At 38.6% G+C, this 24,156-nt stretch carries 22 protein-coding genes and 3 pseudogenes; 21 read left to right on the plus strand and 4 right to left on the minus strand.

The annotated features are described in order from the left end of the window. Positions 1-3: 3 nt before the first annotated feature. Positions 4-1,119, plus strand: coding sequence for a glycopolymer--peptidoglycan transferase LytR (lytR, locus tag SCSC_RS01575; RefSeq protein ID WP_006269345.1), 1,116 nt, complete (start codon positions 4-6; stop codon positions 1,117-1,119). Positions 1,120-1,165: 46 nt separating this feature from the next. Here the strand turns inward: lytR and SCSC_RS01580 are convergent, their stop codons facing one another. After that, on the minus strand, positions 1,166-1,453 hold the full coding sequence (locus tag SCSC_RS01580; protein ID WP_006269352.1) for a hypothetical protein: 288 nt from the start codon (positions 1,451-1,453) through the stop codon (positions 1,166-1,168). A 9-nt stretch (positions 1,454-1,462) separates the two neighbouring features. Then, complete coding sequence (locus SCSC_RS01585) at positions 1,463-1,873, minus strand: HIT family protein (RefSeq protein ID WP_006269359.1); 411 nt, start codon at positions 1,871-1,873, stop codon at positions 1,463-1,465. Between the two features lie 68 nt (positions 1,874-1,941). Between SCSC_RS01585 and SCSC_RS01590 the strand changes: the two genes are divergently transcribed. From SCSC_RS01590 to trmB, 4 genes are read left to right on the plus strand one after another with little or no spacing between them, the layout of a single operon-like run. Then, a complete protein-coding gene (locus SCSC_RS01590) occupies positions 1,942-2,673 on the plus strand; it encodes an ABC transporter ATP-binding protein (RefSeq protein WP_006269366.1) in 732 nt (243 codons plus the stop codon). Further along, a complete protein-coding gene (locus SCSC_RS01595; protein WP_006269357.1) occupies positions 2,670-3,716 on the plus strand; it encodes an ABC transporter permease in 1,047 nt (348 codons plus the stop codon). The genes SCSC_RS01590 and SCSC_RS01595 overlap by 4 nt, the downstream gene beginning before the upstream one ends. 50 nt (positions 3,717-3,766) lie before the next feature. Beyond that, the gene (gene ccrZ / locus SCSC_RS01600; RefSeq protein WP_006269344.1) at positions 3,767-4,564 is read left to right on the plus strand and encodes a cell cycle regulator CcrZ; all 798 of its coding nucleotides are present in this window, start codon (positions 3,767-3,769) and stop codon (positions 4,562-4,564) included. After that, complete coding sequence (gene trmB / locus SCSC_RS01605) at positions 4,561-5,196, plus strand: tRNA (guanosine(46)-N7)-methyltransferase TrmB (RefSeq protein WP_003078354.1); 636 nt, start codon at positions 4,561-4,563, stop codon at positions 5,194-5,196. The genes ccrZ and trmB overlap by 4 nt, the downstream gene beginning before the upstream one ends. Before the next feature lie 166 nt (positions 5,197-5,362). Here the strand turns inward: trmB and SCSC_RS01610 are convergent, their stop codons facing one another. After that, positions 5,363-6,889, minus strand: a complete 1,527-nt coding sequence (locus tag SCSC_RS01610) for an IS1182 family transposase (protein WP_115342906.1) — start codon at positions 6,887-6,889, stop codon at positions 5,363-5,365. On the opposite strand from SCSC_RS01610, the pseudogene SCSC_RS09455 reads away from it, so the two are divergent. The 9 genes and pseudogenes from SCSC_RS09455 to SCSC_RS01650 all read left to right on the plus strand — a co-directional run bounded on the left by SCSC_RS09455 (position 6,850) and on the right by SCSC_RS01650 (position 15,599). Next, positions 6,850-7,031: pseudogene (locus SCSC_RS09455) on the plus strand (hypothetical protein). The gene SCSC_RS01610 and the pseudogene SCSC_RS09455 sit on opposite strands and share 40 nt — an antisense overlap. A gap of 262 nt (positions 7,032-7,293) precedes the next feature. After that, on the plus strand, positions 7,294-7,986 hold the full coding sequence (locus tag SCSC_RS01615; protein ID WP_003073834.1) for a VIT1/CCC1 transporter family protein: 693 nt from the start codon (positions 7,294-7,296) through the stop codon (positions 7,984-7,986). Between the two features lie 211 nt (positions 7,987-8,197). Then, on the plus strand, positions 8,198-8,686 hold the full coding sequence (rimP, locus tag SCSC_RS01620) for a ribosome maturation factor RimP (RefSeq protein ID WP_006269953.1): 489 nt from the start codon (positions 8,198-8,200) through the stop codon (positions 8,684-8,686). A 53-nt stretch (positions 8,687-8,739) separates the two neighbouring features. Further along, entirely contained in the window at positions 8,740-9,933 is a 1,194-nt protein-coding gene (gene nusA, locus SCSC_RS01625) for a transcription termination factor NusA (protein WP_006269956.1), read from the plus strand. A gap of 10 nt (positions 9,934-9,943) precedes the next feature. Continuing rightward, the gene (rnpM, locus tag SCSC_RS01630; RefSeq protein ID WP_003070354.1) at positions 9,944-10,240 is read left to right on the plus strand and encodes an RNase P modulator RnpM; all 297 of its coding nucleotides are present in this window, start codon (positions 9,944-9,946) and stop codon (positions 10,238-10,240) included. Beyond that, a complete protein-coding gene (locus tag SCSC_RS01635) occupies positions 10,233-10,532 on the plus strand; it encodes a YlxQ-related RNA-binding protein (protein WP_006269949.1) in 300 nt (99 codons plus the stop codon). Before rnpM ends, SCSC_RS01635 begins: the two co-directional genes overlap by 8 nt. A 16-nt stretch (positions 10,533-10,548) precedes the next feature. Beyond that, the gene (gene infB, locus SCSC_RS01640; RefSeq protein ID WP_006269948.1) at positions 10,549-13,380 is read left to right on the plus strand and encodes a translation initiation factor IF-2; all 2,832 of its coding nucleotides are present in this window, start codon (positions 10,549-10,551) and stop codon (positions 13,378-13,380) included. 78 nt (positions 13,381-13,458) lie between these two features. Further along, a complete protein-coding gene (gene rbfA, locus SCSC_RS01645; RefSeq protein WP_006269951.1) occupies positions 13,459-13,809 on the plus strand; it encodes a 30S ribosome-binding factor RbfA in 351 nt (116 codons plus the stop codon). Positions 13,810-13,967: 158 nt separating this feature from the next. Continuing rightward, positions 13,968-15,599, plus strand: coding sequence for a Na/Pi cotransporter family protein (locus SCSC_RS01650; protein ID WP_006269954.1), 1,632 nt, complete (start codon positions 13,968-13,970; stop codon positions 15,597-15,599). Between the two features lie 635 nt (positions 15,600-16,234). On the opposite strand, the gene SCSC_RS01655 is transcribed toward SCSC_RS01650, so the two are convergent. Then, positions 16,235-16,762, minus strand: a complete 528-nt coding sequence (locus SCSC_RS01655) for a hypothetical protein (RefSeq protein WP_006269952.1) — start codon at positions 16,760-16,762, stop codon at positions 16,235-16,237. Between the two features lie 685 nt (positions 16,763-17,447). Here SCSC_RS01655 and nagA point away from each other — a divergent pair. From nagA to SCSC_RS01690, 7 genes and pseudogenes are all read left to right on the plus strand, one after another. After that, complete coding sequence (nagA, locus tag SCSC_RS01660) at positions 17,448-18,602, plus strand: N-acetylglucosamine-6-phosphate deacetylase (protein WP_006269950.1); 1,155 nt, start codon at positions 17,448-17,450, stop codon at positions 18,600-18,602. A 314-nt stretch (positions 18,603-18,916) separates the two neighbouring features. Next, positions 18,917-19,762: an aldo/keto reductase gene (locus tag SCSC_RS01665; RefSeq protein ID WP_006269955.1), complete on the plus strand. Its 846-nt coding sequence runs from the start codon at positions 18,917-18,919 to the stop codon at positions 19,760-19,762. 526 nt (positions 19,763-20,288) lie between these two features. Next, positions 20,289-21,221, plus strand: a complete 933-nt coding sequence (locus tag SCSC_RS01670; RefSeq protein WP_022524711.1) for an IS30 family transposase — start codon at positions 20,289-20,291, stop codon at positions 21,219-21,221. A 147-nt stretch (positions 21,222-21,368) separates the two neighbouring features. Continuing rightward, positions 21,369-22,121 (plus strand): DUF6261 family protein, encoded by a 753-nt coding sequence (locus SCSC_RS01675; RefSeq protein WP_006270108.1) that lies wholly within the window; start codon positions 21,369-21,371, stop codon positions 22,119-22,121. Between the two features lie 305 nt (positions 22,122-22,426). Then, positions 22,427-23,443, plus strand: a complete 1,017-nt coding sequence (locus SCSC_RS01680; RefSeq protein WP_006270113.1) for a hypothetical protein — start codon at positions 22,427-22,429, stop codon at positions 23,441-23,443. 88 nt (positions 23,444-23,531) lie between these two features. Beyond that, positions 23,532-23,642: pseudogene (locus SCSC_RS01685) on the plus strand (MarR family transcriptional regulator); the annotation flags it as partial. Beyond that, a pseudogene (locus SCSC_RS01690) lies at positions 23,635-24,045 on the plus strand (EVE domain-containing protein). The pseudogenes SCSC_RS01685 and SCSC_RS01690, both read left to right, overlap by 8 nt. Positions 24,046-24,156 lie beyond the last annotated feature (111 nt).

Here is a 24,156-nt window from a genome sequence, read left to right on the forward strand (position 1 = left end):
AATATGTTTAAAAAAATTATCTTAATGTTTTTGAGCTTGTGTCTTGTAACTATCGCGGGGCTAGGCGTTTATGGATTTACTATTTATAACCAATCAACAGATGCTTTGTCTAAGACTTATAAAAGCTTTGGGAAAGAAACAAATGTGATTGCCGCTACCAAACCTTTGACCTTGCTTTTGATGGGGGTAGATACAGGTAGTGGATCACGGTCAGATCGGTGGGCTGGAAATAGTGATTCCATGATTCTCGTAACAGTTAATCCTAAGACAAAAAAAACGACAATGATGAGTTTGGAAAGGGATATTCTTACCAAAATTAAAACCGCTGATGGGACGACGCAAGCAAAACTTAATGCAGCTTATGCTAATGGTGGTGCCGAACTAGCGATTTCAACGATTCAAAAAATGATGAATATTCACATTGATCGTTATGTTCTGATCAATATGAAAGGTCTGGTACAATTAGTTGATGCTGTTGGAGGCATTACGGTCAATAACACTCTTGGTTTTCCTATCTCGATTGAAGAAAACGAGCCAGAATACAAAGCAGTTGTTGAACCAGGGGAACAACATATCAATGGTGATCAAGCACTTGTTTATTCTCGTATGCGTTATCAAGATCCAGAAGGAGATTATGGTCGTCAAAAGCGTCAACGAGAAGTCATTCAAAAAGTGGTCCAAAAAGTGCTGAGCTTAAACAGTGTCAGCCACTATCAAGCAATTTTAAAAGCTGTTAGCAACAATATGCAGACCAATGTAGAGTTGTCTTCTGGCAGTATTCCGCAATTATTAGGTTACCAAGATGCTTTTAAAAATATTGAAAGTAAGCAATTGAAAGGTGAGGGTGTCACTTTACCAGACGGTGGATCTTACCAAATCGTAACTTCGGAGCATATGTTGGAAATGCAAAATGTTCTGAGAAAATCGCTTGGCTTGGACGAAGTGACTGAATTGGAAACCAATGCGGTTTTATATGAAGAATTGTATGGCAGTGCTGCTCCTAGTTCCAGTCAGTCAGGAAATGGCGCAACAACTGGTGCTGCTGATTCTTCTGCGTATTCAAGCAATCCTTATGGAACAGATCAAAATGGACAGTATTACGGTCAATACGGACAATGACATAATAAAAAAGAATTTAGCGTGTGTCTAAATTCTTTTTAACTTCTTAGTTGATGTGAGCATTCCAGATATCTTGAATTTGCTGAAGTCGAGTAGTAGCGTCTTGCTCAAAAAGTTTGAATTGGTAAGTCAAATCCTGTGAAATTGTTTGGAGATTGTCTTTTTGCTCTTGAACGACTTGGAGATTTCGTTGAATATTTTGTAGATTGTCTTGAATCCTGTCCATTAGCTCATAACTTTCAACAGCCTCGTTCATGAGTTTTTCTCTATTTTTAACAAGGGAAAAGCTGGCTGCAGCTGCACCGGTGAATAATAATAAATTGCTAAGTTTCATGGTTTCTCCTTATGCTTTTGAAATTTTTTCGGCTAATTCTGCAAGAGCAGGGAAGTTCGGTTCGTGCGCCACGAAAGTCAGTTTTAAATCATCATTTTCTGTATAGCGTGGTGCTAAATGAACATGTGTATGAAAAACAGATTGACCGGCAATTTCTTCGTTGTTATTGATGATATTCATCCCCCTTGCACCAGTCGCCTTCATCACTTTACGAGCAATATCTGGAATGCGTGCAAAGAGTTGACTGGCAGCTTTACTGTTCATTTCAAGCATATTACGAAAATGTTTTTTGGGGACAACTAAGGTATGCCCGGGCGTTACTTGTGAGATGTCTAAAAATGCTAAAATTTCTTCGTCTTCATATACTTTAGAAGCTGGAATTTCTCCTGCAATAATCTTACAAAAAATGCAATTTGCCATCAAATTTACCTCTACTTTGCTAGATTTTGTTATAATATAAGAACATTATACCAGAATTTGGAGAAAATATGTTAGAAATAAAAGGGCTTACAGGGGGCTATGTGAATATCCCTGTTTTAAAAGACATCAGTTTCACAGTAGGAAATGGGGAACTGGTGGGGTTGATTGGTTTGAATGGTGCGGGTAAATCCACTACAATCAATGAAATTATCGGACTTTTAACTCCTTATAAAGGGGAAATTTTAATTGACGGCGCTAAACTGCAAGACAATCCCATGGCTTATCGTAAGAAAATTGGATTTATTCCAGAGACCCCTAGTTTATATGAGGAATTGACTTTAAGAGAGCACATTGAAACAGTTGCTATGGCTTATGATGTCGATCAAGAGGTAGCTTTTGCGCGCGTGGAGCAATTATTGACCAAGTTTCGCTTAAAAGAAAAATTGGATTGGTTCCCCGTTCACTTTTCAAAGGGAATGAAGCAAAAAGTCATGATTATTTGCGCCTTTGTAGTTGATCCGAGTCTCTTTATCGTGGATGAGCCATTTTTGGGACTCGATCCAGTAGCGATTGCTGATTTGATAGAGCTTTTGAAAGATGAAAAGGCAAAAGGCAAGTCTATCCTGATGAGTACGCATGTGTTGGACTCAGCAGAAAGAATGTGTGATTCATTCGTGATTTTGCACAAGGGGGAAATCCGAGCGAAAGGTAACTTATCAGAGTTGCAATCAGAATTTTCTATGCCAGAAGCTAGCCTGAATGAGATCTATCTGGCATTGACGGAAGAGGCAAGCCTATGAAAGAAGTGTTTCAAAAGCGCAAGCAAGTATTTCGCAATCAATGTTTGAAATATTCACGCTATGTTTTTAACGACCATTTTGTTCTATTTTTATTAGTTTTTATTGGCTTTTTAGCTGTTCAATATAGTCAACTGTTGCGAAATTTTCCTAAAAATCACCTGCCAATTATTCTTGCTTTAGCAGTTCTTTTGGTGTTCTTGTTGCCTTTGGGAAGAATTGCAACGTATATGGAAAAGCCAGATAGTCTATTTTTGTTGGTCAAAGAAGAAGAATTAAAAAGTTATTTACAAAAACAAATGTGTTCATCTTATTTATTATGGAGTGTATTTCAAACGGCTATTCTATTACTAGCAGCGCCACTCCTTTTGGCGCTAGGATTACCATTTTGGGGATGGTTTATTCTTGTATTTTTTATGTTAATAGCAAAATGGTTTCTATTTTTGAAAAAGAGCCAAAGATTTTATCAAGGTGTAGGCATAAATTGGAGCTATCTCATTGACTACGAGGAGAGACGAAAGCAGACAATCTTGCGTTTCTTTGCTCTCTTTACCAATGTAAAAGGAATCTCCAATAGCGTGAAACGCCGAGCCTATCTTGATAGTTTGACAACTATTTTGCCAAAAAGGCAATCAACAACCTGGCAGAATATGTTTTTACGCTCTTATTTGCGAAATGGTGATTTTCTGGCTTTGACCATGCGGTTGCTATTTCTATCTCTTTTAGGAATTGGCTTGCTCGGTCAATCTTGGATTGCGGCTGTTTTTGTGATACTGTTGAATTATCTTTTGCTATTTCAATTGACCGCTTTGTACAATGCTTTTGATTATCAATATTTGACATTCTTATTTCCTCTAGAAATCGGATTAAAGTTAAAGGGTGTGAGACAAGTGATTGTTCTTGTTGGTTACAGTGTGCTGTTAGTTGAAACAATTATGGCGTTGCTATTTTTCCAAGATAGAGTTGCATTGCTTTTCATGGCAGGAGTTACACTATTGCTTTATTTTCTCTATTTACCAGTTAAATTAAAAAGTTTGGTTGACTAAAGGAAGTAAAATTAGTAAAATAGATAGGAAACTTTTTACGGAGGGGAATCATGGACTTGGTTGATAATGAGCTAACTCTGACACCGATTGCAGGTAAAAGTGGAAAAGCCTACATGGGCACCTATCCAGATGGGGCGCGCGTTTTCGTCAAGATGAATACAACCCCAATCTTAGTAGGTTTAGCTAGAGAACAAATTGCACCACAGCTATTGTGGAGTCGTCGCATGGCAGATGGTAATGTCATGAGCGCGCAAGAGTGGCTGTCAGGAAAAATTTTGACACCGGATGAAATGGATAAAAAGCAAATTGTGAATATTTTGACAAGATTGCACCGTTCACGTCCGTTAATGACGCAATTACGCCGGCTAGGTTATGCTCTGGAAACTCCAGCAGATTTAGTTGAGTCTTGGTTAGATCGTGCGCCAATTGCACTTAGTCATAATCATTATTTGCGATCTGTTTTAAAAGATATGCACAGTAGTCTGCCACAATTTCGTGAGGATTATGCAACGATTGTACATGGCGATGTTCGACATAGCAATTGGGTTGAAACAGATAGCGGTTTGGTGTATTTGGTAGATTGGGATTCTGTGCGTTTGACAGATCGAATGTTTGATGTAGCCCATATGTTAAGCCACTATATTCCAGAAGTACGTTGGAAAGAATGGTTGACCTATTATGGCTATCGGTATAATGCAACCGTATTGAAGAAATTATACTGGTATGGTCAATATGCTTACTTGTGCCAGATTGCCAAGTACTATGAGAATGCAGACTTAGAAAATGTGAATCGGGAGATTTATGCACTACGTAACTTCCGTTCAAAATACGGAAGAAAGGTACTATGAGAGTCAGGAATCGTAAGGGAGCGACGGAATTACTAGAAGCAAATCCCCAGTATGTGATTTTAAATCCTACTGAAGCAAAAGGCAAGTGGCACGAGATTTTTGGAAATAATTACCCTATTCATGTTGAAGTAGGGAGTGGAAAAGGTGCATTTATTTCAGGAATGGCAAAAGCTCATCCAAAAATTAACTATATTGGAATCGATATTCAAAAATCTGTTTTGAGTTATGCTTTGGACAAGGTTTTAGCGACAGATGTTCCAAATATCAAACTTCTTTGGGTAGATGGTTCTGATTTGACTAACTATTTTGAAAATGGGGAGATTGATCGCTTGTACCTGAATTTTTCTGATCCTTGGCCCAAGAAACGTCATGAAAAGCGTCGTTTGACCTATAAATCTTTTCTAGATACCTTTAAGCGGATTTTACCAGATCATGGTGAAATTCACTTCAAAACAGATAATCGTGGTCTCTTTGAGTATAGCCTTGTTAGTTTTTCCCAATATGGTATGAAACTAAATGGCGTTTGGTTGGATTTACATGCGAGTGACTTTGAAGACAATGTGATGACAGAATACGAGCAAAAATTTGCTAATAAAGGCCAAGTCATTTATCGAGTCGAAGCAGCGTTTTAATGTAAAATAAATAATGAAAAAGACCATGCGGTCTTTTTTGGTTTTCAGGAAAATAGTTTAAATAACGAAGTAGTAGCCGATATTTCAAGCAATAAAATGAGTCTGAGACAAAATAGTTCTCAGTCACAAAAAAGCTAGAGATTCCCAATTATGGAACTCTAGCTTTTTAAGTTTGAGTCGTTCTCTTATTGTATTTAAGGAGATTATTGGCCATGAGCACTAAACCCATGTCAATTTTCACCTGACGCTTGCCTCTTAGGTTACATCTCTTGTAACCCAAATAAGCCTTTATCTGCCCAAAGACAGGTTCCACATCAATCTTACGTTGATTGAAAATCTGTCTACCTTCGGGAGATAAAAGCGCTTGGCATTCTTTAGCTTTTAAGTGTTGATAACGTTCGTTGATATATAGTCCCTTTTGAGGGGCTGATTTAGGTTCATCAGCGTAGTAAACCTTGATTTCCTGTTGAAAGTCCGTCTGTGTTTTCTGATGTTTGATATGATGAAAACGATAGCACCAGCCATCAGGATGAGTGTAGCTATCCTCCTTGTCATCATAGTACCAATTCGCTAAGTTTCTAGCCGACTGTTTATACCCTTTCTTCTGTTCCTGATCAAACATGGCATATTTAATCAGATGGTTCACCTCATTTTCATCTAAACGAAGGAGGTTCTCTTCACTTCCATAGCCGGCATCTGCGACAACGGTCTTCAAGTCATGTGGATAAGTTTCAAGGAATGGCAGGAGAGTCTTGGTATCTGTCGGATTTGAGAAGACATCATAATGAAGAACAAATTGATTTTCAGTAGCGATTTGAAGATTGTAAGCAGCCTTGAGTTGACCATTCTTCATGTGGTCTTCTTTCATCCGCATAAAAGTGGCATCTGTATCTGTTTTGGAAAAGCTGTTACGCCCTTCAAATGTCTCTTGGTAGCCTTCATATTTTTCAGCACGTACTGAAAAATCATCCTTGACTTTACGCAGGACTTTCTTGAGTTTCCGACGTTGAGTTTTACGTTCATCCTTTCCTTTAACGGGTGTCTCCTCAATGTCTTGGTTCAGTTTTTCCAATTCTTCTTCGAGGACTTGAGCGAATTCAATCAACTGCTCTGAAGCAATCGGTTCTTCTTCGTCCAGCCTAATGGCCTGATGGATAAGGGGAGTGATTTCTTCTTGAAAATAGACCTGTATCTGTTCTTGAAGTTTGACGGAAAACTTGTCTGTGGCCTTTTTCCACACGAAACTATACTTGTTAGCGTTGGCTTCAATCTTAGTCCCGTCAATAAACAGACAATCTAAGGTCACTAACTCTTCCATTTTTAAACGAAGATTGAGGTCGATGAAAAGATCACGAATGAGCTCTTCCATTCCTTCAGCGACTCGAAAACGATTGATGGTGCGATAGCTGACAACCAACTGTCCTGTTAGGTATTGCATAGCCAGATTTTCAATCATCATTTTTTCGATTTTTCGTCCAGAGAAAATCCCTTGCGAGTAGGCAAATAGTAGAGCGGCTAAAAGCATTTTAGGGTGATAAGACGGGCGACCAAAGTTATGATAGAACGTGTGGAAGTGACAATCCTCCAAAGTATTCACCACTTTTTCAATAGTAAAGACGAGATGGTCTTGTGGCAAGAAAGAACTGATTTCTAGTGGTAAAGTTGTTTGATTTGTGTTATAGTGAATATGCATGGGATAGCCTTTCTAAATGGTTCATTGGGCAATTCTATTTTACCAAGACTATCGCAACCATGCAAAAAGCAACGGCAAATCCGTTGCTTTTTTTGTAGCAAAGGGACTATTGTCCCAGACTCATTCACGAGTACAAAAATAGTGACAGCATAACGCTTCAAAATGTTACAGAAGATTGTGCTATCCATCAGAGGGCTTTTCCTTAACTTTAAAGTTAGCTATAATTTGTTACAATTATCTTGCCTTATGTTTGCTAAACAGTAAAGTTATCATTTTTTGAGTAGATATCTAAGGAATTTTATCTTAAAATAGTGGAACTTTTCTCATTTTCCGATTTTTTATTGTGTCCTATGAGATTTTTATTTATAATAATTCTAAATAAAAAAGAAAAGAGAAGTTTTAGGATGACAAATAATCAGGAGATTGATAAGAACTTTAGCGGTCGACTAAATATTTTACGGGCTGGAGTATTGGGGGCTAATGATGGTATTATTTCTATTGCGGGTGTCGTTATAGGAGTAGCAAGTGCAACGGAAAGTGTTTGGATTATATTTCTTTCAGGTTTAGCGGCAGTATTTGCAGGAGCTTTTTCCATGGCAGGTGGTGAATATGTATCTGTTTCAACCCAAAAGGATACGGAGAAGGCTGCAGTTGCCAGAGAACGAGTACTTTTAACAAAAAATCCAGAGATTGCTAGACAGTCACTTTATGCAGCTTATATCCAGAATGGCGAGTGTGAGACATCTGCCCAACTCTTGACCAATCGAGCTTTTTTGAAAAATCCGCTTAAGGCTTTGGTAGAAGAAAAATATGGACTTGAGGTGGAAGAATTTACAAATCCATGGCATGCAGCAATATCTAGTTTTATTGCTTTTGCAGTAGGAGCCATCTTTCCAATGTTAACCATAGTTTTCCTTCCTGCTAGCTATCGCATTCCAGCAACAGTCATTGTTGTTGCTTTAGCATTGTTAGGGACGGGATATACTAGCGCTAAATTAGGAAAAGCACCGATAAAAAATGCCATGATTCGAAATTTAGTCATTGGACTTTTGACCATGACAGTGACTTATCTTGTAGGTCAATTGTTTGTTATTTAAGTCCAAAATAAAAATTGTGTGGGGCGTGGTTTTAATGATAATTTCTTTTATTGAGTGTTATGGTGAATTTGCTTAAGAATGATTTGTTAGACACAATTATCAAATCAAATAAAATACAAGAATAAATTTTCTTGTATTTTCCTTTTTCTTATGCTATAATGTAGATAATGAATATGAAAGAGAGGCGAGGAAATATCTTCGCCTCTTATCTGTGAGGAGGTGTAGTCTTATCACAACGATTGTCAAATTAGTAAAAGAAGTTGTTGAACCGGTCGTTCAAGAGCCGTATGAATTAGTGGATATTGAGTACGGTAAAATGGGGAGTGACCATGTTCTTAGTATTTTTGTAGATAAGCCAGGAGGAATCACTGTAAATGATACGGCAGAATTGACGGACATCATCAGTCCACTTTTGGATACGATTAAGCCGGATCCCTTTCCTGAGCAGTATTTTCTTGAAGTAACTAGCCCAGGGTTGGAACGTCCGCTGAAAACGAAAGAACAACTAGCAGCTGCAGTTGGGGAATATATCCATGTTAGTCTGTATCAAGCACTTGATAAAAGTAAAGTCTTTGAAGGGACACTGCTTTCTTTCGAGGAAGATCATTTAACAATGGAATATATGGATAAGACTCGTAAGAAAGTTGTTCAAATTCCTTACCAGCTAGTATCCAAAGCAAGATTAGCAGTCAAATTTTAGCAAGAATATAATAAAGAAAGGATTGCTTTTGTTTCCACAAAAGCTGAAAAAACATGAGTAAAGAAATGCTAGAGGCCTTCCGTATTTTGGAAGAAGACAAAGGGATCAAAAAAGAAGATATTATCGAAGCGGTGACGGAGTCACTTCGTTCGGCTTATCGTCGTCGCTATGGTCAAGCAGATAGTGCAGCCATTGAATTCAACGAAAAAACAGGAGATTTTCGTGTTTATACCGTTCGTGAAGTGGTAGACGAAGTTTTTGATAGCCGTTTAGAAATCAGTTTAAAAGATGCTCTTGCTATTAGCTCGGCTTATGAACTTGGTGATAAAATAAAATTTGAAGAGGCACCAACTGAATTTGGACGGGTAGCAGCTCAGTCTGCTAAGCAAACAATTATGGAAAAAATGCGCAAGCAGACACGCGCAATCACTTACAATAAGTATAAAGAACATGAAAATGAAATCATGTCAGGAACAGTCGAGCGCTTTGACAATCGTTTTATCTATGTCAATCTAGGTAGCATTGAAGCACAGTTGTCGAAGCAAGACCAGATTCCTGGTGAAGTATTTGCCTCGCACGATCGTATTGAAGTTTTTGTTTATAAAGTAGAAGATAATCCTCGCGGTGTAAATGTTTTTGTTAGCCGGAGTCATCCGGAAATGATTAAACGTTTAATGGAGCAGGAAATTCCAGAAGTTTATGACGGAACAGTTGAAATCATGAGTGTTTCTCGTGAAGCAGGTGATCGGACTAAGGTTGCTGTACGCAGTCACAATCCCAATGTTGATGCAATCGGTACAATTGTTGGTCGTGGTGGTGCAAATATTAAGAAAATTACCAGCAAATTTCATCCGGCTAAATATGACGCCAAATCTGGTCGTATGATTCCTGTAGAGGAAAATATTGATGTCATTGAATGGGTGGCAGATCCTGCAGAATTTATCTACAATGCGATTGCTCCTGCAGAAGTCGATCAAGTTATCTTTGATAGTGAGGATAGCAAGCATGCTCTTGTTGTTGTACCAGATAATAAGCTATCACTTGCTATTGGGTGTCGAGGGCAAAATGTACGCTTAGCAGCTCATTTGACAGGTTATAGAATTGATATCAAATCTGCAAGTGAATTTGAAGCTATGGAAGAAGCAGGTGAGCTTGGTGGATTTGCTGAAGAAGCAGATGAATTTGCAACAATTGAAAGTCCTGTGGAAACAGAATTTTTAGAAAGTGAAGTTGAAGCAGAAGATTAAGGAGGGGGAAATGGCAAAAACAAGAAAAATCCCTTTACGAAAATCAGTAGTTTCTAATGAAGTTATTGACAAGCGTGATTTGCTTCGGATTGTCAAAAATAAAGAAGGCCAAATTTTTATTGACCCGACAGGAAAGGCCAATGGACGAGGAGCTTATATCAAGCTTGATAATGAAGAAGCACTTAAAGCTAAGAAAAAGCGAGTTTTTAACCGTAGCTTCAATATGGAAGTCGAAGAAGCATTTTATGATGAGCTGATTGCTTACGTGGATCATAAGGTTAAAAGAAGAGAGTTAGGTCTTGAATAAGCAAAAACTAGCAAATTTACTTGGCTTAGCACAACGAGCAGGTCGCATCATATCGGGTGAAGAATTGGTTGTTAAGGCTATACAAGATAGGAAAGCAAAGTTGGTCTTTTTAGCCAACGATGCTGCTCCAAATTTGACCAAGAAAATTACTGATAAAAGTCATTACTATAAAGTAGAAGTATCAACCGTGTTTTCAACACTGGAATTAAGCACCGCTGTGGGCAAGTCTAGAAAAGTGCTTGCCATCACTGATGCTGGATTTACAAAGAAAATGAGGTCTCTTATGGAATAGAAGAGGAGGACAAGATTTGTCTAAAGTAAGATTATACGAAATCGCGAAAGAACTGGGAAAAGAAAGTAAGGAAGTTGTGGCGCGTGCAAAAGAGCTTGGTATTGAGGTGAAAAGTCATGCCAGCAGCGTTGAAAATGAAGTGGCCGCGCGTATCACAGCCAGTTTTTCCCAAGTAGCAGCTCCTAAAAAAGAAACGAATCAAAAATCAGATCAACCTTTGGCTAAAGAGCAGCAGTCGGCTTCAGCAGCAAAAGAAGTAACAATGACTGAAAAAGTAATGCCTAAGCCAGCAGCGCCGACACAAAAGTCGGAAGTAGAAAGAAAAGCTGCACCAGCGAAGCCAAAAAGTCGTAATTTTAAGGCTGAGCGAGAAGCGAAAGCGAAAGAACAGGCAGAACGACGAAATAAACAGCGAGAAAATCGGCCACAAAAACAACAAAATGGTGAAAAGCGAAATCGAGAAGAGCGCAATCCGCGTAATAATCGAAACAACCAAAATCGAAATGACCGTGGGAATCGCAGCGAGAAACGCGACAATCGCGATCATCGCAATCAGGATAATCGTCGTCAAGAACAAAATCGTTCAAATATTGCAAATCAGAATCGCCCTCAATCAAATCAAGGACCACGCATTGATTTCAAGGCGCGTGCAGCAGCTCTGAAAGCTGAACAGAATGCCGAATATGCTCGTGGAAGCGAGGAACGTTTTAAACAGGCTCAAGCTGCAAAAGCAGCTCAACGTGAGCAGAAGAAACGGAAAGAACCGGTAGAAGAATTATTCAAAGCAGCAGCGCCTATCGTGGAGGCTACGAAGCCGGCTCCACAGTCTCAAGTTGCCCCTGAGGGGGTTCCGACTCCTGCAGTTGATACTCGTCGGAAAAAACAAGCTCGACCAGACAAGAAACGTGATGACTTTGATCGCGAAGAAGATGGTCCAAGAAAACAACAAAAGAATCGAAGCAGTCAAAATCAAGTGAGAAATCAAAAGAATAGTAATTGGAATCATAACAAAAAAAATAAAAAAGGCAAGAACAATCGGAATAACACTCCAACTCCAAAACCAGTTACAGAACGCAAGTTCCATGAATTGCCTAAAGAATTTGAATACACAGAAGGTATGACCGTTGCAGAAATTGCAAAACGGATTAAACGTGAACCAGCCGAAATTGTCAAGAAACTCTTTATGATGGGGGTTATGGCAACGCAGAATCAATCGTTGGATGGCGATACTATTGAACTTCTGATGGTAGATTATGGCATTGAAGCACATGCTAAAGTTGAAGTCGATAATGCAGATATCGAACGCTTCTTTGTGGATGAAGATTATCTTGATCCAGATGCTTTAGTAGAACGTCCGCCAGTTGTGACCATCATGGGACACGTTGACCATGGTAAAACAACACTTTTGGATACCTTGCGTAATTCTCGTGTTGCTACAGGTGAAGCAGGTGGGATTACACAACATATTGGTGCTTACCAGATTGAAGAAAATGGTAAGAAAATTACCTTCCTTGATACACCAGGGCATGCCGCTTTCACCTCTATGCGGGCGCGCGGTGCTTCTGTCACAGATATTACGATTCTTGTCGTAGCAGCAGATGATGGAGTCATGCCTCAAACAATTGAAGCGATTAACCATTCAAAAGCAGCCAATGTGCCAATTATTGTAGCGATTAACAAGATTGATAAGCCAGGTGCTAATCCTGAACGTGTCATCGGTGAATTAGCTGAATATGGAGTTATGTCTACAGCATGGGGCGGTGATTCTGAATTTGTTGAAATCTCAGCTAAGTTCAACCAAAATATTGATGAACTGCTCGAAACCGTTCTCCTTGTAGCTGAAATTCAAGAGCTAAAAGCTGATCCAAAGGTTCGCGCAATTGGTACAGTAATCGAAGCGCGCTTGGATAAAGGAAAAGGTGCAGTTGCAACCTTGCTTGTTCAACAAGGTACCTTAAATGTACAAGATCCAATTGTTGTTGGTAATACTTTTGGTCGTGTGCGTGCTATGACTAATGACCGTGGACGTCGAGTGAAAGTTGCGGGGCCATCGACACCAGTATCTATCACAGGTTTAAATGAAACACCAATGGCTGGTGACCATTTTGCCGTATATGAAGATGAAAAAGCAGCGCGTGCAGCTGGTGAAGAACGTGCAAAACGTGCTCTCATGAAACAACGTCAAGCAACGCATCGTGTTAGTTTGGAAAATCTCTTTGATACCCTTAAAGCTGGTGAAGTCAAGTCTGTCAATGTTATTATCAAAGCCGACGTACAAGGTTCAGCGGAAGCATTAACAGCATCTCTTCAGAAGATTGAAGTGGAAGGTGTTAAAGTAACAATTGTTCACTCAGCAGTTGGTGCGATTAACGAATCAGATGTCACTCTTGCGGAAGCTTCCAATGCCTTTATCATTGGTTTCAATGTTCGTCCTACTCCACAAGCTCGTCAACAAGCTGAAGCGGATGACGTCGAAATGCGTCTTCACAGTATCATTTATAAAGTGATTGAAGAAGTAGAAGATGCCATGAAAGGGATGCTTGATCCAGAATTTGAAGAAAAAATTATTGGCGAAGCTATCATTCGTGAAACCTTCAAGGTTTCTAAAGTCGGTACCATCGGCGGATTTATGGTGGTTAGCGGTAAAGTAACTCGTGATTCTAAGGTTCGTGTCATTCGTGATGGCGTTGTTATCTTTGATGGTGCCCTTGCTAGTTTGAAACATTATAAAGATGATGTGAAAGAAGTCGGAAATGGACAAGAAGGCGGTCTCATGGTTGAGGATTACAATGACATCAAAGTGGATGACATGATTGAAGCTTACATTATGGAAGAAATCGCAAAATAATATAAATGAAAGGGAGACAGACTGTGATATATTGAAGTCTGCCTCAACCTTTTTCTAAAATAAGTGAAAGGAGACATCATGGCAAATCAATTTCGTGTGGATCGTGTGGGGATGGAAATCAAACGCGAAGTCAATGAAATTTTGCAAAAAAAAGTTCGTGATCCACGTGTTCAAGGAATTACCATTACAGATGTGCAAATGTTGGGCGACTTGTCAATGGCAAAAGTGTACTACACGCTGATGAACAACCTTGCTTCTGAACAAGAAAAAGCTCAGACCGGTTTAGAAAAGGCGAAGGGAACCATCAAACGTGAATTGGGTCACAACTTGAAGATGTACAAAATCCCTGATTTGACTTTCATCAAGGATGAATCGATTGAATATGGGAACAAAATTGATCAAATGCTCCGTGATTTAGATCAAAAATAAGGCGTGATTTTAGCTATATCAATATATTTAAAAAGAAAGGAAATTCTATTTTTCTTTCTTTTTTTGATAAAAATGCTAAAAAAGGCTTGTTACTTTTACACTTATCCTTTAAAATAGAAAAGGAGATAATCCGCTACAGATTTTTCGGAGGAGAAAAGATGTCCATCAATTGGCAGCAAATTATATTTAGCTTTTTAGGCGGTTTAGGACTTTTCCTATATAGTATTCGGATGATGGGAGATGGTTTGCAGCAGGCTGCAGGTGATCGGCTTCGTTATTTCATTGACAAATATACCAGCAATCCATTTTTTGGTGTTCTAGTTGGAATTGGTCTAACAGCCTTGATTCAGTCAAGTTCAGGTGTGACAGTTATTACAGTTGGATTGGTGAGTGCAGGTCTTTTAACGCTCAGACAAGCAATTGGGATTGTCATGGGGGCCAATATTGGAACAACGGTGACCTCTTTTATCATTGGTTTTAAACTGGGCGATTATGCATTACCCATTCTCTTTTTAGGAGCGATTTGTCTCTTCTTTACCAAAAAACGCTCTATCAATAATATCGGTCGCGTTCTATTTGGGGTGGGGGGGATCTTCTTTGCTTTGAATTTGATGAGTGGTGCTATGGAGCCATTGAAAAATTTAGATGCTTTTCGTGAGTATATGATAAAGTTGAGTGGAAATCCAGTCCTAGGTGTATTTGTAGGGACAGGTATTACCTTGTTGATTCAAGCCTCATCAGCAACCATTGGTATTCTACAAAATTTATATGCGAGCGGCTTGATTGAGTTAAAGGGAGCCTTGCCAGTCCTTTTTGGGGATAATATCGGGACAACGATTACAGCGATTATTGCATCATTAGGAGCCAATATTGCTGCTAAACGTGTGGCAGGTGCCCATGTCACTTTCAATGTGGTCGGTACTGTTTTATGCTTGATCGTTTTAGGTCCATTTACGAGCTTAATTCATTGGTTTCAAGCAGCACTCCATTTAAGCCCAGAAATGACCATCGCCTTTGCTCACGGAACTTTTAATGTTACCAATACGATTATTCAATTTCCATTTATTGGCTTGTTAGCTACCTTGGTAACAAAACTGATTCCAGGTGAAGATGAAGTTGTGAAATATGAACCGCTTTATTTAGATCCGATTTTAATCAAACAAGCTCCGTCTTTGGCGCTTGGAAATGCCAAAAAAGAATTGCTTCATTTAGGACGTTATGCGATGCGTTCATTTGAGTTGGCTTATGATTATATTGTGAACAATACTGAAAAGTCAGCAGACAAGGGACACAAGGTAGAAGAAGCAATCAATAAAATTGATGAAGATCTCACACGTTACCTCATTGATTTATCTAGTGAGCCTCTTAGCCAAAAAGAAAGTGAAGTGCTGACAAATATTTTGGATTCATCTCGAGATTTAGAAAGAATCGGAGACCATGGTGAAGCGTTGATTAACTTGACAGATTATATCCGTCGGAAAAAGGTGGAATTTTCTCCAGCAGCTTTGCAAGAGTTGGAATTGATTTATAACATGACTCTGACTTTCATTAAAGAATCCCTGGCTTCTGTAGAAAATAATGACCTTGAGTTGGCGGATAGCTTAGTAACGAAGCATGAAGCGATTGATAAAATGGAACGAAAGCTACGGAAAACGCACATTCATCGTCTGAATAGAGGAGAATGCTCGACACAAGCAGGCGTAAACTTTATTGATATCATCTCTCACTATACGAGAGTAGCGGATCACGCCATGAACTTAGCGGAAAAGGTCCAAGCGGAACAAATATAATCATGAGAAACAAACTGCTGGTGCAGTTTGTTTTTTTGTACTCTACTTATCTTGCATGATCAAGTAAAAAGTTTATTAATAATGGCTCTATGAGATCAAGTTGGGTACACAAGAAAAAGTGGAACATCTGTGCTGTAATACTAGCTTGACTCTGTTATTAATCCAATGTGATAGAGCAAATAGAGGTTGAATAGAACTTGAAAGATGTCACAGTTTATCTTTATCAAAACTTACAAACTCTAAACCAGTTCATCAAGGAGAAAAATACAAATTTCGAAATATACTTTTTATTTTTGATTAAATCTTTCTTGTAAAATTGCATTTGTTAAACTATTCGAACCTCTTATTGCTGGCTATCAGTAGATTGTGGGTATTGAATTAAAAAAAGTTTTAGTATGTTCTATAAGCCAGACTCATGTTTTTTGATGAGAATATTATGGTGATGGGGAGATTGTCATAACTAGTTTATTAAGGATGTTCGGAAACTAGTCATATAAAAAGCCAATCCTCATAAAGCGAGGAATGGCTGGTTGTTTAATTTATTATTAGAACAATATGTATTGAAAGTTAATTTAGCTGCTATGTACTGTATACATACATGATGTGAGAGAAGCTAAACATTAGCTCCTACTGAATTATTCAAAAGTAACCTTAATTGGTACTTTGGCTATGGTTTCTGTGATATCAAAAATGACTTCTAAATTGCATTCTAGAACTTTTGGCTTAGTAATACTAACCGCTTCCAATGCATTTATTGGTAATTTAATCCCACCTTCAGAAACAGCAGAAGCTTTTAAGGTATCAGAACAAATGATAATTTTATGGTCATCACTATTAGAAATATTATTGACTTTACCATTACGAGTTTGCACTTCATATTCCTTATTGGAAGTATTTTTATAAGCTAGTTTAAGAGTATATTCATAATCATCTTTTTCCAACCCTTTATAGGTGACCGTAAGACCTTTGCTTTCATAAATAACTGTATCAGTAGCTGTGGTAGAAAATTCAACAACTTTTGATTTTTGTTCTGCTTTTTGACTAGAACTAGTCTTGGGTACTTCAGAAGATGATGTGTTTGTTGATTTCTTATTATTACCACAAGCAGTTAAAAACAGAATAGCAAGTAAGGAAACAACAACTGTAAAGACTTTCTTTTTCATGGTACACCTCCAAAGATAAGTGTGCTAGGTGAAGACTAAAGTCATTTAAAGCTGATTTGTCTCTTCTAAATTTGAATTTGGAATCAGCTCCTTGTGACAACAATCAACACAAAATACTTTTTCCTACTTTTATTATAGCATTATACAAATAATTATTCAATAAAAGATAGAACATAAAGACTTAAATAAGGTAGTAACCGGAAAGTCGAATATAAACTTGATGGTTTAGGTTGAGTGCCTTAATTGATTCATTTGACAGAAATTATCTATTTAGTACTAAAAATATGAAAACAACAAGAAAAAACAAGACGACTATAAGGTTGGTCTGAATTTAATATCGAAAAATATCTAGCAAACAAGACTTGCAAATGGAATGAGTACTAGTATTTGTCCTAAAATAAGCAGCATCAAAGTCGGCTCCTGCCAATATGGAACTTAGATCACTCTTTTAAACGAAGTGTACTACAAGTTTGTTAAATGGACAGTATAGAAAATAGTATAAACAGTAGTGTTTATACAATCACTTAAAATCTAGCAAGATAGGTCTATACCATTTACAAAAAGAAAAGAAAGCGATATAATGAAAGAGACATAATGAACAATGCGAGAGTGATTTAAAATACCATTTACAGTTGTCTAAAGTGACAGCTTATATAAACTCTCACTGAAAGAAGGAGGTTTTATTATGCCTAAATATATTCAAGCAGATCGATTTTTCTATCCCCATGGTATCCGTCAAGGTGGCTACTTAGAAATCACAGATGGTAAATTTGGCAAATGGACGAAAGCTATTCCGGCAGGTGCGGATGTGATAGATTATACAGGTTATTCTATCGCACCGGGACTGGTGGATACCCATATTCATGGTTTTGGCGGTGTCGATGTCATGGATAACAATATTGAGGGCACCCTTCATACGATGAGTGAAGGTCTCTTAACGACGGGGGTGACTAGTTTTCTGCCAACGACTTTGACTTCAAGCTATGAACAACTCTTGGCTGTGACAGAAAATATCGGTGCTCATTATCAGGAAGCGACAGGCGCCAAAATTCGTGGCTTATATTTTGAAGGTCCGTATTTCACAGAAAAATATAAAGGAGCCCAAAATCCAATTTACATGAAAAATCCTCGAATGGATGAATTTCGTGCTTGGAAAAAAGCATCGAATGGTTTGCTCAATAAAATCGCTTTAGCTCCAGAACGAGAAGGTGTTGAAGATTTTGTTCGAACCATTACTGATGAAGGCGTAACAGTTGCACTTGGGCACTCAAATGCAACTTTTGATGAAGCTAAAGTTGCGGTAGATGCTGGCGCTAGTGTCTGGGTTCATGCTTATAATGGCATGCGTGGTCTGACTCACCGTGAGCTGGGCATGGTCGGCGCTATGTACGAGCTGCCACACACTTATGCTGAGCTGATCTGTGATGGACACCATGTGGATCCAAAGGCTTGTGACATTTTGATGAAGCAAAAAGGTCATGAACATATTGCCCTCATTACCGACTGTATGACAGCTGGTGGACTAGAAGATGGCGATTATATGCTGGGTGAATTTCCGGTTGTAGTGGAAAATGGCACTGCTCGACTCAAATCAACAGGCAACCTAGCCGGTTCTATCTTGAAATTAAAAGATGGTCTAAAAAATGTTGTAAAATGGGGTATTGCTAATTCGCACCAAGCTGTTATGATGGCGACGCTCAATCCAGCAAAATCCGTTCATATTGAGGATGTTTGTGGTCAAATCAAGGAAGGTCACGACGCTGACTTTATCGTTCTTGACAAGGATTTGGAACTGGTTGCAACCTACTTGGATGGCGAAAAAAGATATGAAGCTAAATAGAATCTTTTTATCTTGAAAGAGTTGGGAAACCGACTCTTTTCATTTTACTTTTTAAAATACATGTAGTTAAGAAAAGGTTTTTAAGGATTTGAATTGCAATAAGGGGCGTGATATAATGAGGTTATCTGAGTCGTATGCTCATGATTGTAGTTGGCATAACTTTTATTACTTATAGTTTTCTCGGCAGGGGAATGGCACCAACCAAGGAGAATGTCTTTAAACCCAAATCTTTGAAAAAGAAAGCTAAGAAATAGATTTTTTGTTGGAAGGGGTAGTTGACTGGGCTGCCTGCTTGCTTAGTAAAGGAGACGGAGATGGAACGTTATCAATTAAACAATGGTGTAGAGATTCCGGTTTTGGGCTTTGGAACTTGGAAGGCTCAAGATGGTGAAGAGGCCTATCAGGCGGTGCTAACAGCACTTGAAGCAGGCTACCGACACATTGATACTGCGGCTGTTTATAAGAATGAGGGAAGTGTGGGTAGTGCAATCAAAGACAGTGGTATACCGCGAGAAGAGCTCTTTATTACGACCAAGCTCTGGAATGGTAATCATACTTATGAGGAGACTCAAGGAGCTTTTGCCCGCTCCTTAGAGCGTTTGGGGCTGGACTATCTGGACCTCTATCTTATCCACTGGCCCAATCCAAAACCTCTGCGAGAGCAGGAAGCTTGGAAGGAGCGCAATCGGGAGGTTTGGCGGGCTATGGAAGACCTCTATCGGGAGGGGAAAATCCGAGCTATCGGTGTCAGCAATTTCCTGCCTCACCACCTAGAGCCTCTGCTTGAGACAGCGCGTATTTTGCCCGCGGTCAATCAAATTCGTCTGGCGCCTGGTGTCTATCAGGCTGAAACGGTGGACTATTGTCGTAAGCATGATATTCTCCTAGAGGCTTGGGGTCCCTTCGGTCAAGGGGAACTTTTCCACAATGAAGAAGTCAAGGCTGTGGCCGATAAATACGGCAAATCTGTCGCTCAAATCGCTCTGGCTTGGAGCCTGCAAGAGGGCTTCCTGCCCCTGCCCAAGTCGGTTACGCCTGAGCGAATCAAGAGCAATCTGGACTGCTTTGACATTACCCTTAGCCCGGCAGACCTAGAAGTGCTGAAAAACATTCAAGGTCTTGAAGGTGGTGCTCCGGACCCAGATAAGATGGATTTTTAGATGATGATTGACTGAAACTGTAATCAAAACTTTCTCTTCTGTGCGATAAAGAAATCAAAGGGCTGATTGAGGAGGTTATTGAGCTACTGGGAGTGGGAAGATAAGGAAGAAAAGAAGCAGTCAAGGCTTCAGTCAATATCATTTATCAACGTCCTACTCCAATCTAGGAGTCGAATCGTCTTCCTTACTAAAATTTGGAGGGAATCTAGCTTTCAGATAGTCCTATTTATGAAAATTTCCAAATAATCTATCCCTCGAATGACAGGATTTACTAAAATTGATTGGCATTCTATGTCTAGGATGACACTAATCACTAAAGTTTCTAGGTATTCTAAGTCTTGAATGCTCGGATGATTCGTTTTTTATAGACAAATAGTTCCCATCTGAAGGTTTACTAGCAATCAGATGGGGATTTTTGCTGTCTTTTTTCTTTGATAAATTGTAAAATATAGTGCAACAAAAAACCCATAGGTTCTCAAATCGTGTAAACTGTAAGTAAGCACACAAACAGACACGAGGAGATCCTATGAGCTACTTACATATTACCATAATTGATCGGCTAAAGATAGAAGCATATCTTGAAGCAGGTTTTAATCAGTCCTATATTGCAACTAAGTTAGGTTTTCACCGTTCATCAATTAGCCGAGAAATCAAACGGTGTCCAAATAAATATTCTGCCGAAGAAGCACAAAGGCAATATGAGGAATTATCTAGACTTAAGGGAAGGAAAACTGCATGTACTTCACTGATGAAGAAAAATATAGAACGTCATTTAAAAGCATCCTGGTCACCCGAGCAGATTCATGGGCGTTATCAGTACGAAAATAAGCCAATCGTATCGTTTAAAACGATTTATAATTGGATATATAATGGCCAACTCGAAGTGAGTGTAGAGACGTTAAGACGAAAAGGTAAAATACGTGAACCCCATGAGACGAGAGGGAAATTCATTATTGGTAAACCTATTTCCAAACGACCTAAAGAAGTGAAGAGGAGGCAAAGTTTCGGTCATTGGGAATTAGATACCATGGTTTCTTCCAGAGGGAAAAGCAAAGGATGCTTGGCTACATTTGTAGAGCGAAAAACACGTTTTTATCTGGCATTTAAAATACCTGACCGATCAGCTAGGTCAATGTTTTCAGTCATAGAAACACTTCAGAAGATTTTTCCTAAGAACTTTTTAAAAACATTTACATCAGACAGAGGAAAAGAATTTGCTTGTTATCCTCAAGTGGAAGCTTTAGGAATAGACTTTTACTTTGCGGACGCTTATTCATCTTGGCAAAGAGGAAGTAATGAAAATTCAAATGGATTGCTTAGAGAATATTTTCCTAAGAGGACTAATCTAACCGACATTACTGATGAATCGTTAGTAAATGCTTTACTTGCTATAAATCACCGTCCAAGAAAATGCTTAGGTTACAAAACAGCATTTGAGGCTCTTATGGATGAATTTTAGATTTGTTGCACTTTTTTTTGCAATTTATCCTTTGAAAAAGAGAAAAATGCCTTTTCGGAGCTTAAAAACAACATTTCAGGGCATCCTTGCCAAAGATTTATCACCACATGCTATACTTGTTTTATCATATTTTTGGAAAGGATTATTATGACAAAAACCTACACCATTCGCCCCCTGCCTTACAGCAACTTTACTAACCGTGAGTTTGAGAGCCTGATGACGGACTCTCATCAGGTTCTTACTAGCTTTGCCAAGTCCTACAAGGATGAGGCTATGTATGATGATCATCTTGAAGTCTTTGATAGTAAGCTGGAGCAATTCCAAGCCCAGTTGGCCAGCGTAGAAAATAAACAAACCTTGAGTCTAGCAGAAGTGGATAAGGAGCGGGACAGTGCCCTAGTCGGACTGTTTACCTTGCATAGGGGCTTTGCCAAAATCAAGGAGCCCAATCTCAAAGCCGCCCACGAAACCCTAACGCCAGTTCTTGCGAAGTATAAGGACATCACCAAGCATACCAACGATGTCGCAACTGCTGAAATCAAGAGCCTCCTCAAAACCCTCAAGGAGGAACCTTATGATGCAGCAGTGACTACCTTGGGTCTTCTGCCGATGCTTACCGCCGTGGCAACAGCTCAGGAAGACTATGACCGGGCAGAAGCTCTGGCGCGTGCAGCCAAGTCCAGCAAAGAAGTCGGCAAAACCAAGCAGTTGCGTACCGAGCTCTCCCGTATCTATGACCTCTTTATGCGCTATACCGCAGCCTCCGCAGAAGCCTATCCCGAAAAACTCCACTTTGCTAAACTCCTCAAAGACCTCAACACCATCCGCGACAGCAAGCGCCGCCTATCCAGTCCAAGCAAGAAAACAAAAACGGAACCAGCAGTGGAAGTGGCTGGGTAAAGTCAATCCCTTAGAATGATTTCTAGGGGATTTTTGGTGCTTAATAGACATTGGCTAAGGAATGTGAAGGAAACCATATTATTAACAAAAAAATGAATTTTTAGGAATATCCAGAGAATTTTATTGCATAAAAACTTTATGGATTATATAATAACTGATATAATGTGAAGTGTATTTATCAAACAATGCTGGTTAAGAACTCAGGAGATAAAATGGAAGAAGAAATCATTACCAAGCAGTTAAGTTATTTTATAATGACTAAAATTAAAAATAATATTTTGATTTCTAATTTATGAAAAAGGGGAGTGATTAGTATAGTTAATATTGAATTTAAAAAAGAGTTATCTAAACGTATTTATGAGGCAAGAAAAAGATCAAGGCCTAAAAGATGTCTGCTTTGTGATAAAGAAATTACGAATCTTTGCAATTCACATTCAGTACCTCAGTTTGTCCTAAAAAATCTTGCTGAGAACGGGAAAATAGTCCAATCTACAATGCTTATGTCGTTTGAAGATATTGATTTTTTTGATATAGAAAAAGGAATAAATAATTCCGGAACTTTTAAATACATATGTGATAATTGTGATAATACTTTCTTTAAAGATTATGAGTCCGAAGAATCTTTATTGGGTGACATAACAGATAAAATGTTAGCTGAAATTGCTTTAAAAGATGAATTATTAAATGTTGCTAAAAGGAGTCAGGAGAAGGAACTATATAAGCAAATGGAAGATAGGATCTTTGGAATTGACATGTTAATGGAGCAACATGATTTAGATTTAAGAGATTTTCATTTTGATATAGAACTTCATAAAAAAGAAATCATAGATAATTCAAAAGGGGCATATCAAATTATATATAAAGAGTTGCTTCCATATGTTGTCCCGATTGCAACTCAAGTTTCAGTTACATTAAAGTCCGATATGTATGGATATCCAGTAAATGACATTTATGATTTTTCTCCTGATGTGAGAATGGAAGGGTTACATTTAGTTATATTCCCGTTAAAAAAACAAACACTTGTTTTAACCTTTTATCACAAGAAAAATAAAAAATATAGGAGTCTCAGGCATCAATTTAATAGTGAGAATTCAAACAAAGTGAAAAAATTTTTGAATTATGTTTTATTTGCCTACACTGAACATTATTTTCTATCTAAACAAATTAGTGAGAGAATCCTTCAACATGATAAATTGATACAATTAAGTAAAGAGATATTTCAGCGGCCTAAATTTAGTCGGACTATACAACCAAATTATGTTCCTGTGAAACCAGATGAAATTCCAAATTTACTGTCAAAAGAATGGGCGATTGGTGAATAAAAGATGAAAAAAGTACCTAAGACTAGATTTACAAATTACCAGGATATCTGGAGTGAAACAAATTTATCAACTATCTCTCCTTTGCGAGGAGGCTTTGCCTCTCGTTGAGGCAATTGACCAAACCTACTTTGGCCAGCTGGGCAGTCAGGTGTCAGATTTTAATCGGCTTTTACTAAAATTGGAGGAAAACGATGGTTAAGTTCTGGGTTGGTGTTGTTTCAGAAAATCATGTTAAACGTGGTGTTACTGGTGGTTTTTGCCAGGTTTGTCATGGGAAGGGCGGTCCTTTAAAACGCATGAAAAAAGGCGATTACCTACTCTACTACAGTCCTAAAATTGATCTTGATTCTGATCAAAAACTGCAGGCTTTCACAGCTGTGGGTAAAATGACAGGTGACGAGGTTTATCAATTTGAAATGGCACCAGATTTTATCCCTTTCAGGCGGGATGTTGAGTATTACAAATCTGTCCGGCCTTGTCCGATTGGAACTGCCAGGCAGCACCCAGACTGGAAAAACTATGCCAGCTAGCTACGCTACGGGCATTTTGAGGTCAGTCAAGATTTCTTTATGTATGTTTTTAATTCTATGAAGTTGGAGTAAGTCTGGACAAGATTGCCCTTTTTTGCTATAATACTAGTCAGAAAGAAAGTCTTATGGCATTTCTCAAGCGAGCCTGAGATAGTGGAAGTCGGGTGAAATAAAGTATGAACG

Origin of the sequence: Streptococcus constellatus subsp. constellatus (assembly GCF_023167545.1) — a bacterium.
Classification (GTDB): domain Bacteria; phylum Bacillota; class Bacilli; order Lactobacillales; family Streptococcaceae; genus Streptococcus; species Streptococcus constellatus.

Bases quoted from the DNA above. Each gene is read 5' to 3' on its own strand.
- SCSC_RS01610 (WP_115342906.1), bottom strand. From the start codon at position 6,889: ATGCATATTCACTATAACACAAATCAAACAACTTTACCACTAGAAATC.
- SCSC_RS01670 (WP_022524711.1), top strand. From the start codon at position 20,289: ATGAGCTACTTACATATTACCATAATTGATCGGCTAAAGATAGAAGCA.
- SCSC_RS01585 (WP_006269359.1), bottom strand. From the start codon at position 1,873: ATGGCAAATTGCATTTTTTGTAAGATTATTGCAGGAGAAATTCCAGCT.
- trmB (WP_003078354.1), top strand. From the start codon at position 4,561: ATGAGAGTCAGGAATCGTAAGGGAGCGACGGAATTACTAGAAGCAAAT.
- rnpM (WP_003070354.1), top strand. From the start codon at position 9,944: ATGGCAAAAACAAGAAAAATCCCTTTACGAAAATCAGTAGTTTCTAAT.
- nagA (WP_006269950.1), top strand. From the start codon at position 17,448: ATGCCTAAATATATTCAAGCAGATCGATTTTTCTATCCCCATGGTATC.
- lytR (WP_006269345.1), top strand. From the start codon at position 4: ATGTTTAAAAAAATTATCTTAATGTTTTTGAGCTTGTGTCTTGTAACT.
- SCSC_RS01590 (WP_006269366.1), top strand. From the start codon at position 1,942: ATGTTAGAAATAAAAGGGCTTACAGGGGGCTATGTGAATATCCCTGTT.
- SCSC_RS01675 (WP_006270108.1), top strand. From the start codon at position 21,369: ATGACAAAAACCTACACCATTCGCCCCCTGCCTTACAGCAACTTTACT.
- SCSC_RS01650 (WP_006269954.1), top strand. From the start codon at position 13,968: ATGTCCATCAATTGGCAGCAAATTATATTTAGCTTTTTAGGCGGTTTA.
- SCSC_RS01665 (WP_006269955.1), top strand. From the start codon at position 18,917: ATGGAACGTTATCAATTAAACAATGGTGTAGAGATTCCGGTTTTGGGC.
- rbfA (WP_006269951.1), top strand. From the start codon at position 13,459: ATGGCAAATCAATTTCGTGTGGATCGTGTGGGGATGGAAATCAAACGC.
- SCSC_RS01595 (WP_006269357.1), top strand. From the start codon at position 2,670: ATGAAAGAAGTGTTTCAAAAGCGCAAGCAAGTATTTCGCAATCAATGT.
- ccrZ (WP_006269344.1), top strand. From the start codon at position 3,767: ATGGACTTGGTTGATAATGAGCTAACTCTGACACCGATTGCAGGTAAA.
- nusA (WP_006269956.1), top strand. From the start codon at position 8,740: ATGAGTAAAGAAATGCTAGAGGCCTTCCGTATTTTGGAAGAAGACAAA.
- SCSC_RS01655 (WP_006269952.1), bottom strand. From the start codon at position 16,762: ATGAAAAAGAAAGTCTTTACAGTTGTTGTTTCCTTACTTGCTATTCTG.
- SCSC_RS01580 (WP_006269352.1), bottom strand. From the start codon at position 1,453: ATGAAACTTAGCAATTTATTATTATTCACCGGTGCAGCTGCAGCCAGC.
- SCSC_RS01615 (WP_003073834.1), top strand. From the start codon at position 7,294: ATGACAAATAATCAGGAGATTGATAAGAACTTTAGCGGTCGACTAAAT.